Origin of the sequence: Maritimibacter sp. UBA3975 (genome assembly GCF_002384975.1) — a bacterium.
Classification (GTDB): Bacteria; Pseudomonadota; Alphaproteobacteria; order Rhodobacterales; family Rhodobacteraceae; genus Maritimibacter.
Genome location: NZ_DGCP01000012.1, coordinates 141,239 through 156,743 on the forward strand (window position 1 = coordinate 141,239; position 15,505 = coordinate 156,743).

The 15,505-nt window shown below is 65.5% G+C and carries 16 protein-coding genes; 7 read left to right on the plus strand and 9 right to left on the minus strand.

Annotation, left to right across the window (positions count from 1 at the left end):
* Positions 1 to 54: 54 nt before the first annotated feature.
* Positions 55 to 972 (minus strand): YiiX/YebB-like N1pC/P60 family cysteine hydrolase, encoded by a 918-nt coding sequence (locus B2585_RS14530; RefSeq protein WP_292024533.1) that lies wholly within the window; start codon positions 970 to 972, stop codon positions 55 to 57.
* Between the two features lie 115 nt (positions 973 to 1,087).
* On the opposite strand from B2585_RS14530, the gene B2585_RS14535 reads away from it, so the two are divergent.
* Positions 1,088 to 1,933, plus strand: coding sequence for an urea carboxylase-associated family protein (locus B2585_RS14535; protein WP_292024535.1), 846 nt, complete (start codon positions 1,088 to 1,090; stop codon positions 1,931 to 1,933).
* A gap of 2 nt (positions 1,934 to 1,935) precedes the next feature.
* Here the strand turns inward: B2585_RS14535 and B2585_RS14540 are convergent, their stop codons facing one another.
* The 4 genes from B2585_RS14540 to B2585_RS14555 are packed head-to-tail and all read right to left on the minus strand — an operon-like array spanning position 1,936 to position 8,679.
* Complete coding sequence (locus B2585_RS14540) at positions 1,936 to 4,005, minus strand: DUF7408 domain-containing protein (protein ID WP_292024537.1); 2,070 nt, start codon at positions 4,003 to 4,005, stop codon at positions 1,936 to 1,938.
* Positions 4,002 to 6,809 (minus strand): DUF4159 domain-containing protein, encoded by a 2,808-nt coding sequence (locus B2585_RS14545; RefSeq protein WP_292024539.1) that lies wholly within the window; start codon positions 6,807 to 6,809, stop codon positions 4,002 to 4,004. Before B2585_RS14545 ends, B2585_RS14540 begins: the two co-directional genes overlap by 4 nt.
* Positions 6,809 to 7,675, minus strand: a complete 867-nt coding sequence (locus B2585_RS14550; RefSeq protein WP_292024541.1) for a DUF58 domain-containing protein — start codon at positions 7,673 to 7,675, stop codon at positions 6,809 to 6,811. The genes B2585_RS14545 and B2585_RS14550 overlap by 1 nt, the downstream gene beginning before the upstream one ends.
* Positions 7,672 to 8,679 carry an AAA family ATPase gene (locus B2585_RS14555; RefSeq protein WP_292024542.1) on the minus strand — a complete coding sequence of 336 codons (1,008 nt, stop codon included), beginning with the start codon at positions 8,677 to 8,679 and terminating at the stop codon, positions 7,672 to 7,674. The genes B2585_RS14550 and B2585_RS14555 overlap by 4 nt, the downstream gene beginning before the upstream one ends.
* A 284-nt stretch (positions 8,680 to 8,963) precedes the next feature.
* Here B2585_RS14555 and B2585_RS14560 point away from each other — a divergent pair, with 284 nt between their 5' ends.
* Positions 8,964 to 9,551 carry a DUF1285 domain-containing protein gene (locus B2585_RS14560; protein WP_292024563.1) on the plus strand — a complete coding sequence of 196 codons (588 nt, stop codon included), beginning with the start codon at positions 8,964 to 8,966 and terminating at the stop codon, positions 9,549 to 9,551.
* Between the two features lie 43 nt (positions 9,552 to 9,594).
* Here the strand turns inward: B2585_RS14560 and B2585_RS14565 are convergent, their stop codons facing one another.
* The 4 genes from B2585_RS14565 to B2585_RS14580 all read right to left on the minus strand — a co-directional run bounded on the left by B2585_RS14565 (position 9,595) and on the right by B2585_RS14580 (position 12,582).
* Positions 9,595 to 10,266, minus strand: coding sequence for a hypothetical protein (locus tag B2585_RS14565; protein ID WP_292024565.1), 672 nt, complete (start codon positions 10,264 to 10,266; stop codon positions 9,595 to 9,597).
* 360 nt (positions 10,267 to 10,626) lie between these two features.
* The gene (locus B2585_RS14570; RefSeq protein WP_292024568.1) at positions 10,627 to 11,382 is read right to left on the minus strand and encodes a sulfite exporter TauE/SafE family protein; all 756 of its coding nucleotides are present in this window, start codon (positions 11,380 to 11,382) and stop codon (positions 10,627 to 10,629) included.
* Positions 11,383 to 11,493: 111 nt separating this feature from the next.
* On the minus strand, positions 11,494 to 12,240 hold the full coding sequence (locus B2585_RS14575; RefSeq protein WP_292024570.1) for a hypothetical protein: 747 nt from the start codon (positions 12,238 to 12,240) through the stop codon (positions 11,494 to 11,496).
* 18 nt (positions 12,241 to 12,258) lie between these two features.
* Positions 12,259 to 12,582 carry an ArsR/SmtB family transcription factor gene (locus tag B2585_RS14580; RefSeq protein WP_292024571.1) on the minus strand — a complete coding sequence of 108 codons (324 nt, stop codon included), beginning with the start codon at positions 12,580 to 12,582 and terminating at the stop codon, positions 12,259 to 12,261.
* Between the two features lie 309 nt (positions 12,583 to 12,891).
* Between B2585_RS14580 and B2585_RS14585 the strand changes: the two genes are divergently transcribed.
* The 5 genes from B2585_RS14585 (at position 12,892) to B2585_RS14605 (ending at position 15,484) form a co-directional block, all read left to right on the plus strand.
* Positions 12,892 to 13,239 carry an AtpZ/AtpI family protein gene (locus B2585_RS14585; protein WP_292024573.1) on the plus strand — a complete coding sequence of 116 codons (348 nt, stop codon included), beginning with the start codon at positions 12,892 to 12,894 and terminating at the stop codon, positions 13,237 to 13,239.
* Positions 13,229 to 13,993 carry a F0F1 ATP synthase subunit A gene (locus B2585_RS14590; protein ID WP_292024575.1) on the plus strand — a complete coding sequence of 255 codons (765 nt, stop codon included), beginning with the start codon at positions 13,229 to 13,231 and terminating at the stop codon, positions 13,991 to 13,993. The genes B2585_RS14585 and B2585_RS14590 overlap by 11 nt, the downstream gene beginning before the upstream one ends.
* A gap of 59 nt (positions 13,994 to 14,052) precedes the next feature.
* Entirely contained in the window at positions 14,053 to 14,289 is a 237-nt protein-coding gene (locus B2585_RS14595; protein WP_008334043.1) for a F0F1 ATP synthase subunit C, read from the plus strand.
* Positions 14,290 to 14,369: 80 nt separating this feature from the next.
* Positions 14,370 to 14,921 carry a F0F1 ATP synthase subunit B' gene (locus tag B2585_RS14600; RefSeq protein WP_292024579.1) on the plus strand — a complete coding sequence of 184 codons (552 nt, stop codon included), beginning with the start codon at positions 14,370 to 14,372 and terminating at the stop codon, positions 14,919 to 14,921.
* Between the two features lie 5 nt (positions 14,922 to 14,926).
* The gene (locus tag B2585_RS14605) at positions 14,927 to 15,484 is read left to right on the plus strand and encodes a F0F1 ATP synthase subunit B (protein WP_292024581.1); all 558 of its coding nucleotides are present in this window, start codon (positions 14,927 to 14,929) and stop codon (positions 15,482 to 15,484) included.
* The last annotated feature ends 21 nt before the right edge of the window (positions 15,485 to 15,505 follow it).

Genomic DNA, 15,505 nt, shown 5'->3' on the forward strand with positions numbered 1-15,505 from the left:
ATGCGGAACAATAGCCGACTGGATGGTTGACTTTGCGCTCCCCTCTGCGCCGCGTCAACCGGAGGTCGGGCAGGTGCCCAATACGTCTGACCCCACCACCTTAGTCTGCGCAGTGTCCGGCATCGGACCCCAGAAGGCCGCCACGTCCGACATCGCGCCCGTGACCCCCGCCGCACTCCAGCTGCTGTCGTCCGCCCTAACGTAATCCAGTAGTCTGAGGCGGTCGCCGCGGATTGCCTTTGCGGCGATGTCGTCGGGCAGAAGTGATGCGACACCGTGGATTTCGCGCACCGGGAATTCAAGTTCGGGAAATGACCGGAACACGAGCTCGCTGCACGCGATGCAGTCGCAGTTGGACCCGTCGTATTCATAGTCGAACTTGCGCCCGACGAGCGTGAGCGCCCGCGCCAGAACCTCGCGTTTCAATGCGGGCGAGACCTGCGGGCGAAGCAACGCGGCGGCGTCCTTCTTGCCCATGACATGCGGGAGCGAGTCGATATTGACCGACCCGGAAGAGGCCTGAACGACCGTTCGCCCGGCCCGGATATCGGCATGATAGGGCCGGATCGCCGGATCGAACCACCAACCGGCCGCGCGCAACTGCGCCTCCGTGCCGAGGTAGATCGCGCTGTGCGTGAACCAGCCGGGGAGCAGGCGCGAGGAGAACTGCGTCTTGGAAGAGAAAACGAACAGGTCGAGCGGCTGCGCCTGACCGGCCAGCCGCACGGCGGCCTTTGGATGCGGGGCGAGCAGGCCCGAGGCATCGTCGGCTCCAAACATAGGCTCCAGCGACTCCGAAACGGCCTTGGCGGCATCCGCGAACCAGCGCGGCATCCGTTCGGGATCGGCGCAGCAGGTGAAGCTCTCAGGTGTCACGCCCGTCGGTAACCCGGTGAAGTCGGGATGTGTCACGGGCATCGTGCATGATGCGAGGAACGTGGATGCGACAAGTGTCGCCAGTGCGTGTTTCATATCTGCCTCCCCAATCTTGGCGACAGAAGTATCTCACATGGGCCTGCACCCCGCTTCGACATGGATCAGAACCGCGCACTTTTGCGGATCACGCGGACCTGCTAGGACATCCGACATGAACCAGCCGCCCGAAGACGCCCAAGCCCGCCGCTCCATCGCGCCGGTCGTCTGCTACCCCGTTGAAACCCTCCCTAAACCCGACCTCTCGCTCTATGCGTCCGCGCGGGCGACGGCCCGCAAGACCGCCGAGGTCATCGTGCCTCCGCGCGACGCAGCGACATTCTCGGCCCCCGCCGGATCGTTCTTCCGCATCACATCAGTCGAAGGGCCGCAGGTGGGCGATCTGAACCTGTGGAACGCGGCCGACCTGTCGGAACGCTTCTATTCCGGCAAGACCCGCGCGCTGCACGGCACGCATCTGACCACGGGCGAGCGGATGTGGTCCTCTTTCCCTGGCATGCGTCCGATGGCGACCATCGTGGCCGATACGCTCGACTGGTACGGGATCGACGGCTTTGGTGGCTCGGTCCATGACGTGATCGGAACGCGCTGCGACCCCTACACGCACAACCTGCTGTCAGGCGGACAGTATCACCACTGCTGTCATTCGAACCTCACACGCGCGCTGGCCGACCACCTTGGGGGCACGCCGGCCGAGGCAGAGCCGCATGTGCACGACGTGCTTAACGTCTTCATGTGCACCGGGTTCACCCGCGACACGGGTCAGTATTTCATGAAGGCCTCGCCGGTGCGCCCGGGCGACTACCTCGAGTTTTTTGCGGAGATCGACCTGCTCGGCGCACTCTCGGCCTGCCCGGGCGGCGATTGCTCGGCTGAACATTCCTCGGACACGGCGGCCTGTCATCCGCTGCTGGTGGAGGTCTTCACGCCCGAGCAGTCAGCCTTGCAAGGTTGGACCCCGCCGGCGCCCAACGGCTACGACCGCAGCCACGGCGCCTGAGCTCAGGCCGCCTTGCGCGTCCGCCCGCGCCCTTCCCAGAGCCAGGCGGCGACCGCGAGCCCTGCCGCGATGAGCAGCATGAGCCACGGCGGCGCGAGGGGAACGACGCGCAGCGCCTCGACCACATAGGCCCCACGCGGGGTGTAGCCGATCCAGCCGCGCCCGATGGCCGCCCGGCCTTCGTTTACGGCGCGCAGGCCCGGGTTGCCCTCTTCGATCACGGCGGTGCCGCCGCGCATCGGGTCCATCACCGGCTCAAGAGGATCACCGGAGGCGATGGTTTCCTCGAATTCCTTGGGCGAGGCGGGGCCGACCGCGACCACCGCGCTCTCCTCGCCTTCCTCCAGCCGGAAGAGCCCGATCTGGGCGGAAGCGAATTCGGAGCGATAGAGCCCCGGTGCGACCTCCTCCATCGTGATCTCCTCCTCGGTGCCGTCGGGGCGGGTCACGGTCACGGACCGCTCGCCCTCGCTCATGGTGCGCCGGGTGATGGTGACCTGGTTGCCCACCGCCTCGGCGGTCAGCGCCTCTTCCTCAAGCTCTGGTTCCTTCATCATCCAGTGGGCCAACCGGCGGAGAAGTTCGAGCTGCGGCCCGCCGCCCTCGAACCCCCGGTCCCATAGCCACGCATGGTCAGACGCCAGAAGCGCCACGCGCCCCTCGCCAACCCGGTCCAGCGTCAGGAGCGGAAGCTCGTCCACCCCCTGCATGACGGTCATCCCGGCTGTTTCCTCGAGTTCGACGAGGCGCATCCAGCGGCCCCAGCCGCCTTCGGGTGCAAACTCCTCAAGCCCCCGTGTGACCGGATGACGCTGCCCGAGTTCCGAAACCTGCGGCGAAAACCCTTCTTCGACCACCCGAGCCGTCGGCGCGCCCGGCAAAACCTGCCCGAGCGGCGACCGCGCAAGGCTCTGGGCCGAGGCGAGGTCGGGGCCGGCGGCCACGAGGACCGCCCCGCCGCTCTCGATGTAATCACGCACGGAGGTCAGGTAGCTTGCGGGCAGGATGCCGCGAAGCTTGTAGCGATCGAAGATGATGAGATCGAACTCGTCGATCTTCTCCATGAACAACTCCTGCGTGGGGAAGGCGATGAGCGACAGCTCCGACACCGGCACACCGTCCTGCTTTTCGGGGGGGCGCAGGATGGTGAAGTGAACGAGGTCCACGGCGGAGTCCGACTTCAGAAGGTTGCGCCACGTCCGGGTGCCCGGATGCGGCTCGCCGCTGACCAGCAGCACTCGCAGCCGGTCGCGCACACCGTTCATCGTGACGACGGCGGTGTTGTTGCGGTCGGTCAACTCGCCCTCGACCGAGGGCGTGGTGAACTGGATGACGTTCTGCCCGCCGTGGGTGAGCGTGATCGGCACGGTCAGCTCGCGCCCCGTCGGCACCTCGAACACCTCCGGCTCCTCGCCGTCGATGGAGATGGTAAGTTCCACCAGACCGCTGTCCGGCGCGTCACCCATGTCGTCCACCCGCAGCCCGATCTGCTGTTCCTCGTCGAGGATGCCGAAGGCGGGCGCGTTGGTGACGACCAGCCGCCGGTCCCAGTCCTCCTCGCGCCCGGTCCGGAGCAGGTGCAGCGGCGCAGGCAGGTCCGGCGCGGCCTCGAGGTCATGCAGACGACCGTCGGAGACGAGCACCATGCCGGCCACCCGGTCACGCGGTACTTCCGCCAGCGCCTCGGCCAGCGTTGTCATGAGAAGCGAGCCTCGGTTGTCCTCGCCGTCGCCCATGCGCGTGACGCGCAGTTCCAGCCCTTCGGCCCCCGCGACCCGGGCGGTCAGGTTGTCCAAAGCAGCCTCGGTCTGCGCCGCGCGGTCCGACAGGCGCTGCGAAGCGCTTTCGTCCACAATGGCGAGCAGGATGTCGCCTTCTGGCGCCCGATCCTCCATCTGGAGCGACGGGCCCGCGAGCGCGAGGAGCAGCGCGGCAGCCCCGAGCATACGCAGCGCCCAGCCCTTGAGCCCGCGCCAGACGGCGAAGATCAGGATCGCGGCGATGAGCGCACCGGCACCCCAGATCACGGGCCAGTCGAAGGCCGGGTCGAAGATGATGGACGAGGCGTTCATTGTCCGAGCCTTTCGAGGAGCGCGGGCACATGGACCTGATCCGATTTGTAGTTGCCCGTGAGTACATGCATCACGAGGTTCACGCCGAAGCGATAGGCGATCTCGCGCTGCCGTTCGCCTGCAAAGCCGCGCCCGACCGGAAACATCGGCGAGCCATTCTCGTTCACCGCCCAAGCCGAGGCCCAGTCGTTGCCGCCGATCAGGATTGGCGTCACTCCGTCATTGAGGTTACGGAACGGCATGCCTTCGGCGCGCTCCGCATCCGGCGGGCTGGCTTCAACCCAGACCGACTGGCCGAAGTAACGGCCCGGGAAGTCGGAGAGGAGGTAGAAGGCACGGGTCAGAACGTGGTCGTTCGGGATCGGTTCCAGCGGCGGGATGTCGAGCGGGCGGGCGAGGCTGCGCAGGCGTGACCCCTCCGGCGTGGCCCCCGAACCAAAGCCAGCTACATCGCCGTCGCGCGTGTCGAAGACGATCATGCCGCCACCGCGCAGGTAGGCGTTGAGCTTGGCATAGGCCTCGGACGAGGGGGCGGGCTGATCCTCGGTCACGGGCCAGTAGAGCAGTGGATAAACGGCAAGCTCGTCGGTCTCCAGATCGACGCCCACCGGCACTTCCGGCTCGACGGAGGTTCTGGAAAAGAGCTGCTGGCCGAGGCCCAGAAGGCCCGCAGCGGAAACGTCGTCAAGCGCGGGATCGCCGGTGCGCACATAGGCCAGCGTGACCTCGGCGGTGGCGGCGAGCAGTGCGGCATCGCTCTTGCCGCCGTCCTGCGTCGTCGTCTCCGGGGTCGCGTCCTGTGCCTGCGCCGGCTGCGGCGCGATCAGGAGCGCGACGCCGATCAGGGCGGCCGAGGCCGCGGCCTTGCCCCGCGCACCCGTCAGTCGCCCCGACAGGAAAAGCGACGCGATCACATCAATCGCAAGCGCCGCGAGCGCGAGCATCAGAAGCCAACCGGACAGGTCCGTTTCCTCCCGCGCGCCTTGCCATTCCGGCACGACGCTCGCCGGCCATTGTGCCGGGCGCAAGACGGTATCCTCGCCGATTACGTTGACAGCCACGCGGCGGTCCTCGTCGGCATAGAGACCGGGGGGCAGGTCCGGGCCCAGAGTGCCGGTCAGGCGTTCGCCGGCCACACCGGGCCGCTCGCCTGCATCGTCCAGTGCGCCGAAGCCGTCGAGCAGCGTTTCGGGCACCCATGTCGTGCCCTCCAACTCGCCCGCCTCAGGCGCGCCGGTGCGGGTGGAGACGGCCAGCCGTTCGAGCATCTGCACGAACAAGCCGGACAGGGGCAGGGTCGACCATTCGGCGTTGGCAGAGACATGGATCAACACCACCTGCCCATCCGCCAGCGTCTTGCGTGTGACGAGCGGTGTGCCGTCCACCAGCGCGGCGATGGTCCGATCCGACAACTGCGGGCCGGGCTCAGCGAGGACCTGGCTCGTCACCTCGACATCCTCGGGCACTGCGAGGCCATAAAACGGGCTGTCCTCGGGGAAGGGTGCCAACGCACGCGCCTCGCCCCAACTCATTGCGCCACCTACGTCCCGACCGCCAACGCGCAGCCGCACGGGTAGGAGCGGGTCTTCCTCGGTGCGTCCTGTATCGGCGGCGGCCAGACGCGGCCCCGCAAAGCGCAGGAGCAAGCCGCCCTCGGCGACCCATTCTTCGAGCATTTCCTTGTCGGTCGGCGCAAGGGCCGCAACATCGGCAAGGATCACCACATCCGGGCTCGCCGCGATCATGTCGGACAGCGTGCCCTCCATAACATCCGCCGTGGGCACCAGAGCCTCGCGCAGGTAGTGGAGCGGGGAAAGCAGTTCGAGGCCCTCTTCGCTGTCGCCGCCCAGCAGCGCGACCTTGCGGCGGCGCAGGGTGTCATCTGCAAGGCTCACGGTTCCCGCGCTGCGCATGCCCTCGACCTCGAAGCGGGCGATCCGGTTGCGAAGTTCGGGCGGCAGGGAAACCTCCGCCACCGCCTCGGTCGCGCCCTGTTCGAAGGTCAGCGTGGCGCGGGCCAGTTCGCGTTCGACGCCCGCAGGGTCAGGGCCTTGGCCCGTCACCTCGATGTCTTGCGGCGCTTCGCCGCTCGACCGGGTGGCCGAGATGCGCACCATCCCGTCCGCGATCCGCGCGGGTTGCAGTCCGATCCGCGGGGCAGGGGGCTCCATCACGGTCAGCCCGCCGCGCGATTGCAGCGCGCGGGCCAAGGCCGCGCGGCTGTCCCCGGACAGCCCGTCCGACAGCCAAAGCGTGTCGAACCCGCCCTCGACCGTGTCGAGCCAGTCGAGCGCGGGGGCGTGATTCACCGGCCAGGCCTTGGGCAGCAGCCCGTCGAGCCGCGCCTGCGCATCCGCCGCCGAGCGCAACGGCAGGCCACCGTCCGCGGGCAGATCGTTGAGCGCCACGACCGCCACGCGCCGCCCTGTCGAGGCTGCCGCCTCAAGCCGCCGGTCCGCCGCATCCAGCCGCGCGCGCCAGTCGGGGGCGGCTGCAAAACTGTCGTCGACCATAACCACGAGCGGTCCCGACCCGGTCTCCACCGGCTCGGGATTCAGGATCGGTCCGGCAAAGCCAAGGATCATCGCGGCCACGGCCAGCATCCTCAGAAGCAGGAGCCACCAGGGCGTTCGGTCGGCCTCACTGTCTTCGTCCTCGAGACCCAGAAGCAGCGCGACCCCCGGAAATGCGCGACGGATCGGCGCAGGCGGTATCGCGCGCAGGATCAACCAGAGCACAGGGAGCGTAATAAGCGCCGCGAGCAGCCAGGGCGTGACGAAACCGATGGGACCGAGCGTGAACATCAGGCACGGCCCTCCAGCGCGGCATAGATCCACAGGAGCGCGGATGAGGGGCTGTCATTGGTGTGATGGGTGTGAAAGCGCCAGCCGGTCAGGTCGGCCATAGCACCGAGCCGTTCCTTGCGGCGGGCGAGGCGGTCGAGGTAGCGGTCGCGCAGCTCACCGGCCTTACGCGTCTCGAACTCGAGCGAATTGCCCACCGAATGAAACACCGTCCGCCCGTCGAAGGGAAACGCCTCTTCCGACGGGTCGAGAATTTGGAGCAGCACCCCGGTCACGCCCCGGTCGGCGGCGGTGGCGAGCGCGGCTTCGATCGGCGCGGGATCGGCCATGAAGTCAGATACAAACACGGCGCGGGAATGGCGCGGCAGGATCGACAGGTCCGGCACGGCGTAATCTGCCTCGGCCCGGTCCATCAACCGCTCTGCCACCCGGCCAAGCTGCACCTCGCCCCGCATCGGGCGCATCCCCATGTCGGTGAGCCCCACGCGTTCGCCCGCCTGGACGAGCAGCACGGCGGTCGCGAGCGACAGGAGCGCGGCACGGTCGGACTTTGTCGGCGTGTTCTTGTCCGAGGTGAACTGCATCGACTGCCCCCGGTCGACCCAGAAGACGACCGATTGCGCCGCCTGCCATTCCTTCTCGGCCACGAAATGCACGTCCGATCGGGCCGACCGGCGCCAGTCGATCGAGCGCGCCGGATCGCCGGGCTGCGCGGTACGATATTGCCAGAAGGCGTCGCCCATGCCGGGCCGCTTGCGCCCGTGCTCGCCCAGCATCACGCCGCGCGCCAGCTTGCTGGCATCGGCGAGGAGGGGTGGGAGCGGCGCGGCAAGCGCCTCGGCCCTTGGGCGCAGGGGCAAGGTCAAGCGGCAGCCTCACTGAGGGACAACCCTTCGACCACCCCGTCGATGATCCCGCCAAGCTGATCGCCCCGCGCCCGCGCCGCATAGGTAAGCGCCATGCGGTGAATGAGTACCGGCTTGGCCAGCGCCCGGACGTCATCGGCACCGGGGGCGAGCCGCCCGTCCATGAGCGCGCGCGCCCGGGTCAGCAGCATGAGCGCCTGCGCCGCCCGCGGGCCGGGCCCCCAGGCGACCGCGTCGCGCACCGTGTCCGGGGCGCTTTCGTCATCCGGCCGACAGGCCCGCACGAGGTCGAGGATCATCTCGACGATCCCTTCGCCCACCGGCATCCGGCGCAGCAGCGCCTGCGCGGCGATCAGGTCATCGGTGTTGAAGATGGCCGAGGCCTCGGCTTCGTCCGCGCCGGTGGTGGCGAGGATGATGTCACGCTCGGCGTCGCGGTCGGGGTATTCCACGTCGACCTGCAACAGGAAGCGGTCGAGCTGCGCCTCGGGCAGCGGATAGGTGCCCTCCTGTTCCAGCGGGTTCTGCGTGGCGAGGACGTGGAACGGGCGGTCGAGCTTGTGCTCATGCCCCGCGACCGTCACGGCCCGTTCCTGCATCGCCTGAAGCAGGGCGGACTGCGTGCGCGGAGAAGCACGGTTGATTTCGTCAGCGAGAAGAAGCTGGCAGAAGACAGGGCCGGGGATGAACCGGAAACTGCGCGCCCCGTCGGCGGCCTCCTCCAGCACTTCGGAGCCCAGAATGTCCGCGGGCATCAGGTCCGGCGTGAACTGGATGCGTCCACCACTGATTCCCATAACTGTCGAAAGCGTCTCGACAAGCCGGGTCTTGCCCAGCCCCGGAAGCCCGATCAGGAGCGCGTGGCCACCGGCCAGCATCGCCGCCATCACCTGTTCCACAACGGTTTCCTGCCCGATGATGCGCCGCGCGACCATCTCCCGCGCCTCGGTCAGCTTGCCACCGAGCGCTTCGATCTCCGCCACCAGGTTTTCCGTGTCTTCCATGAGACGTCTCCGATCTGTTCTTCACGATCAGTAAAGGACATGGGGTCCGGGGAAGCAAATGACAGATACGACAAAACCTGATCACAGCCGCGTGTCGCCGCACTGAGAGGCGCGGCGCGCGCGATGGCGAGGCGGGTTTTCGCCTGTCCACCCCTCCGGTCGGCGTCACGGCGAGCGAACCGGCAGAGTGCCCCGAACGTAGTTTTCCAACCCTCCACAGCCAACGGTTCACGGAACGCGGGCGCGGTGGTAGGGGTTGGGACGGCGAAACGGGAGGCCCGGGAATGACGAAAACCACCGAGACCGGACAGGTCGGGATCAGTGCCGAAAGCATCGCATCGTCTGCCAAGAAGGCGGCGAAAGGCGGGATGCCCCCGGTGGACAAATGGAATCCGGAGTTCTGCGGCGACCTCGACATGCGGATCGCGCGGGACGGGACGTGGTTCTACCTCGGCACCCCCATCGGTCGGCACGAGCTGGTCAAGCTCTTCTCCTCGATCATCCGCAAGGACGGCGACGACTATTTCCTCGTCACGCCCGTCGAGAAAGTCGGCATCACCGTGGATGACGCCCCCTTCGTGGCCGTCGACTTCACGCGCGAAGGCGACGGCCTCCGGTTCGTGACGAACGTGGAGGACGAGGTGGTGGCCGGTCCCGACCACCCCATCCGAGTGGTGCGCGATCCCGAGACGGGCGAACCGTCGCCCTACATCAACATCCGCCGCAACCTCGAGGCGCTGATCGACCGCAAGAGCTTCTACCGGCTCGTGGACATCGGCGAACATGCCGAGCATGAGGGCGAGCGCTGGTTCGGCTTGCGCTCACAGGGTGCCTTTTTCCCGATCATCCCAAGCGCGGAGTTGCCGGCCTGAACGCCGCAAGGGGCGCGGATACCTATCCACGCCCGTCCCGTTGTCAGTCTTTTGTGGCGATGGCGGCGGCAAGTCCCAGAGCGTTGACGCCATTTCGTGTCATCGCAAACCCGTTCTGAAGAGCCGTTCCTCCGACGACCGCGACCACGTTGGCCTGATTGCCGCCCAATATGCCGTTCCCGTTGCCCGAAACGACGAGCGTCGTCGTGCCGTGCTGCAACTCCCCTTGCAACTTCGGTGTGAAAGCTCCGTTGTTGCCGAACGCCGTCTCTTCGACCGTGATCTCGCCATTCGCCAGTTCGCCTTCGGAAAAGAAGGCCGCAATGCTTGCCGCGGTCTGCGTCGTCGTGGTCGAATCGAGTTGGGACAGGCTGTCGAAAAAGGGCTTTGCGTCGGGGTCGTTGTTGGCGACCATTTCGCGCACCGCGAAATCCGACATCTTCCCCGAGATGTTTCCTCCGGCATTGTTGAAGGACGCGGTGAATTCAGACGTCCCGACGTAGCTGTCGAAGACATCGTTGTTCATGTTCGCAGACGCGGCAACCATGGCGAGCCCCGAGTAACTGGCTTGGCCAGAGGTGGGCAACGTGCTGTTGACATTCGCAAGCGCGAAGTCGGCTGCGACCTTGTTGTATGCGTCGGCGAACGCGTCAGCGCGGCCGCCCACGGTGTCGCACCCACTTATGGCTACCAGCGCAGCGCCGATGGCGATCAAAGATATTGGTGTGGAAGTCATTCGTACCCCTTTCGGGCAAACCGCGGAATTACGGCAAATGTCATCTGGACCATGCGTGGGAGAATGCCGCTGCACGGATTGAATGGTTCTCGACCGGGTCGGGCGCAAAAAGGTTCGCACCATGATCGGAATAGCTAACAATTCCTCCGACCGTTGATCCCGTTCCCCCAATGGCAGCCTAACCACCAACTGTGAAATAGCGACCACGAATGAAGGAAACCGCCCAAAAAGAGGTGCAATCGGTGGCGAACGCTCGAAACTGCGAGGCGCGCCGTCTCGAACGATGAGTTTTCGTGCAGGCCCCAGACGATGTTCCGGGGTTTGCACAGGAATCGAGCATTACCCGTAGGCGCGCGCGAAGAAGATCACTGTCATCACGACGCCCACAGCGATCACGAAATACCTCAGGTAATCGGTGCGCACGACCCGGCTCACGCGCGCTCCGACGAAGCCGCCGGCTGCGGTGGCGACCATCATGATGAGCGCAGGCTTCCAAGCGATCAGCCCCGCGATGACGAACGTCACCGCCGAGATCACCGACAAAATCGCCGAAAGCAGGACCTTCAGGCCATTCATCCCGTGCAGGTTCACGAAACCGATCAGGCCAAAGGCGGCCAGCAGCATGATCCCAAGGCCACCGTTGAAATAGCCGCCATAGATCGACACGGCCAGTATCGCGGCCCCCGATACGGCAGGCCCGGCGTCTCGACCGCCCCGCGCACGCAGGGTGGCGAGCAGCCATGGTCCAGCCGCGAACAGGACCGTCGCAATCAGCAGGAGCCACGGAACCAGACCCAGAAAAGTCTCGCCCGGCGTCACGATAAGCAAAAGCGCCCCGAGCACGCTGCCGAGCGCGGACACCCCGAGGATGGCGCGCAACGACAGGGCACCTTCGGCTGCGATATCCTCGCGAAAGGCATAGGCGCTGCTCAGGTATCCCGGCATGGCCGCAAGCGTTGCCGTGGCGTTCGCCATGACCGGCGGGATACCGATGTAGATGAGCGCCGGAAAGCTCAGGAAGGTGCCACCGCCCGCCACCGCGTTCAGCATCCCCGCCGCCATCCCCGCGACCACCAGCAACAGAATTTCGGCCATGTCTCTGCCCCCATCTCACGGGTGCTCTGTGCCGCTTTTTGCGAGAGGGTGCAACGGATCGTCCGGCTGATTGCGAGCGTCAGGCTTCGATGAGGTGCCGCCCTGTTCGGGTCAGCGGTCGACTGCAATACTCCTGAACCGTCCGGTCAGGGTTTCGCCGTTCCGCGCCGCGGCGAACTGGGTCCCTACGTTCGGATCGAGGTCGTGGCCGTAGACGTCGTTCACCGAGACCACCTGGCCGGAAGAGCCAAGGATGCTGCCCCGGACGATCCCGTCAAAGGTTGTTTCGCCGCCCTGGCCATGGTCGACCGATCCCGAGGCCATCGCGTAGAAGACCCCGTTCTCCATAGGCGCCTCGTCCAAGGTGATCTGGCCGGAGACCGATTTCGCCGGCCGCAGGTCAGCGGTGATCCTCACGCGTGCGGCGTCCGCATCGATGCAATACCCACCACATGAAACGCTGCTGTTGACCGGATCTTCGTTCACGCCAAGGTTCTCCAGCACGACGAAATCGGACACGTCCACGGAAATGCGTCCTCCTGTAGACGTGAACGCTGCGCCGTATGTCGCAAGTCCGATATAGATGTCTTTCGTGTTTCGGTTCTCGTCGGCCGCACTGACTTCGGCGATCCCCTCATACCGGGCTGTCCCGGAGCTGGGCACGTTCGGCGTCTGGAAATCGCCGGTTGCGTAGAGATAAGCGCGTTCGGCATCGACGTATGCATCGACATAGGCACCCGCGTGTCCGGACCCCATGCATCCAGCCAAAGTGGCCAGGACCCCCATCGACAAAAGCATTCGAACAGAAATCATCAGACAATCCCCTAAAATCAGATAATTTTGGGGTATCAAAGCCACTCGATCAAGAGTCTGCGATCAGTCCTTGAGGGTGGCTTCCAGAAACCGCTCGAAATCGTCGAGGTTCACGGGTTCGAACTGTCCGAACCCCTGCATCCAGACGCTCGCCGCCTTGAGCGCATCGGGCTCCAGCTTGCACCATGTCACCCGCCCGCGTTTTTCCTGGCTGATAAGCCCGGCGCGGGTGAGAATACGCAGGTGCTTGGAAACGGCGGCGAGTGACATCTCGAACGGATCGGCCACATCCGTCACCGCCATGTCGTCCTCGAGGAGCATGGTCAGGATCGCCCGGCGCGTCGGATCGGCCAGCGCCGAGAAGGTGAGGTCGAGAGGCGTATCCATCCGTTTGCGTTAGGCCGCGCTGCGGGATCGGTCAAGCGCGTTGCGGGGCGCAAGTTGCCGCGCGACCGACAGCCGGTTTCTTTTCGCACGATCGCGATCTCGGCGTTTCTCAACCTTTCGGTTGAACATGGCTTGCGCGGGGAGAAGAGGGCCTCACGTCGCCGATGCCGGCATCTCGCTGACCAGCCTCCCAAAAATTAGCAAATATTATCATATACTTGCGCCACATGATGTTCGCGCTATCGCCGGTTGACTCACGCGCCCCACCACCTTAGCACTCCCTCAACTCTTCTGAGGGGCAATTCCGCCGTGGCGAACCCGCTGGACGATCTACCGAAAGACCGCCTGAAGGCGCTTGAGGAGCGGATCGCGGCGCGCAAGCCGAAGGCCGAGGATAGCCCGCACCAGAAGAAGGACTACGCGATGGCGAACCACGCCTGGCGCATGGTCATCGAACTCGTGGCCGGTCTGGGGATCGGCTTCGGCATGGGATACGGGCTGGACTACCTTTTCGGGACCCTGCCACTGTTCCTGGTGATATTCACGCTGCTGGGGCTGGCAGCCGGCATCAAGACGATGCTGAACTCGGCCCGGGAGCTTGGGGAAAAACAGGCGGCGAAAGCCGCTGAAGACAAGGACGACGCTCGTGGCGACTGAAGCACATGGTGAAGAAACCGGCGGTCTGGTGTTCCACCCGCTCGATCAGTTCATCGTGGAGCCCCTGTTCGGGAATGCAGGGGATCCGGTTCACTGGTACACCATCACCAATGTGACGCTCTGGATGGCGCTGGCCGTTCTGGCCATCGTCGCCCTGTTCGTCTTCGGCTCACGCGGCCGCGCCATCGTGCCGACCCGCACGCAGTCCATCGGCGAGATCCTATATGGCTTCACCTACAAGATGGTCGAAGATGTGGCGGGCAAGGACGCGATCAAGTTCTTCCCCTACATTATGTCGCTGTTCATGTTCATCCTGTTCGCCAACTACCTTGGCCTGCTGCCGATGTCCTTCGCGACCACCTCGCACATCGCGGTGACGGCCGTGCTCGCGCTGGCGGTGTTCCTCACCGTGACCATCGTGGGCTTCGTCAAGAACGGCGTGGGCTTCCTCGGCCTGTTCTGGGTGGCATCTGCCCCGCTGGCGCTGCGTCCGATCCTCGCGATCATCGAACTCATCTCGTACTTCGTGCGCCCGGTCAGCCACTCCATTCGTCTGGGCGGCAACATCATGGCCGGTCACGCGGTGATCAAAGTGTTCGCAGGCTTCGCCGCGATCGCTGCCATCTCGCCCTTCGCGGTTCTGTCGATCACGGCAATCTACGGGCTCGAAGTGCTCGTGGCCGGTGTCCAGGCCTACGTCTTCACGATCCTGACCTGTGTGTACCTGAAGGATGCGCTGCACCCGTCGCACTAAGGCTCAGGCCCGCTAAACCCAAGAATATCAACTCGAATTCCATCGTAAGGAGAAATCAAATGGAAGGCGATATCGCACAACTCGGTCAATTCATCGGCGCTGGCCTTGCCGGCATCGGTTCCGGCGCTGCCGCCATCGGCGTGGGCCACGTGGCTGGCAACTTCCTCGCGGGTGCCCTGCGCAACCCGTCGGCAGCTGGTGGTCAGACCGCCACGCTGTTCATCGGCATCGCGTTCGCGGAAGCCCTGGGGATCTTCTCGTTCCTCGTCGCGCTTCTGCTGATGTTCGCCGTCTGATCCTGCCGAACCATCCTTACGACCGGGGAGGCAGGCCTGCGCCTGTCTCCTCGCTGTAATCCGGGTTCCAGGAGGAAACGATGGCAACTGAAACCGAAAACGGCGCAGTTGATGCGGCCCACGGCGCAGCCGAGGCCGGTGGCGCGGGCATGCCGCAGCTCGAATTCTCGACGTTCGGGAACCAGATCTTCTGGCTCGTCGTCGCGCTCGTCATCATCTTCTTCGTGCTCTCCAAGATCGCGCTGCCGCGCATCGCGGGGGTTCTGGCCGAACGTCAGGGCACGATCACGAACGATCTCGCCGCTGCCGAAGAGCTGAAGCAGAAAGCCGTGGAGGCCGAAGAGGCCTACAAGCAGGCACTCGCGGACGCCCGGTCGGAAGCGCAGAAGATCGTGAACGACGCCAAGGCCGAGATCCAGGCCGACCTCGACGCCGCACAGGCCAAGGCCGACGCGGAAATCGCCGCCAAGACCGCCGAGTCGGAGAAAGCCATCGCGGAAATCCGTGACGGTGCTGCGGACAGCGCGAAGGAAGTGGCGCGGGACACGGTCAAGGAAATCCTCGGTGCGATGGGCTTCTCGGCCGATGCACGCACCGTCACCTCGGCGGTCAACGCCCGCACGAAAGGATGAGGACGATGAAGAAACTTCTCCCCCTCCTTCCGCTCGTGGCGGCGACCCCGGCAATGGCCGCGACCGGCCCGTTCGTCTCGCTCGGCAACACGGATTTCATCGTGCTGCTGGCCTTCATCGTCTTCGTGCTGGTCCTAGTCTACTTCAAGGTTCCCGGCATGGTCGCCGGGATGCTCGACAAGCGCGCCGACACGATCAAGTCGGAGCTCGAAGAGGCCCGCGCGTTGCGGGAAGAGGCGCAGACGATCCTTGCCTCCTATGAGCGCAAGCAAAAGGAAGTCTCGGAGCAGGCCGACAAGATCGTCGAACATGCCAAGATCGAGGCGACCGAAGCCGCCGAGCGCGCGAAAGAGGACCTCAAGGACTCGATTAAGCGCCGTCTTGCCGCTGCTGAAGACCAGATCAAGTCCGCCGAGAACGCCGCGGTGAAGGAAGTGCGCGACAGCGCCATCGCCATCGCCATCGGTGCCGCCGAGGACATCATCGCCAAGAAGATGACCGCCGCGGAAGGCAACAAGCTGATCGAAGACGCGATCCAGGACGTGGAAACCAAGCTCCACTGATCCGCCGCGCTTCGGAAGAAC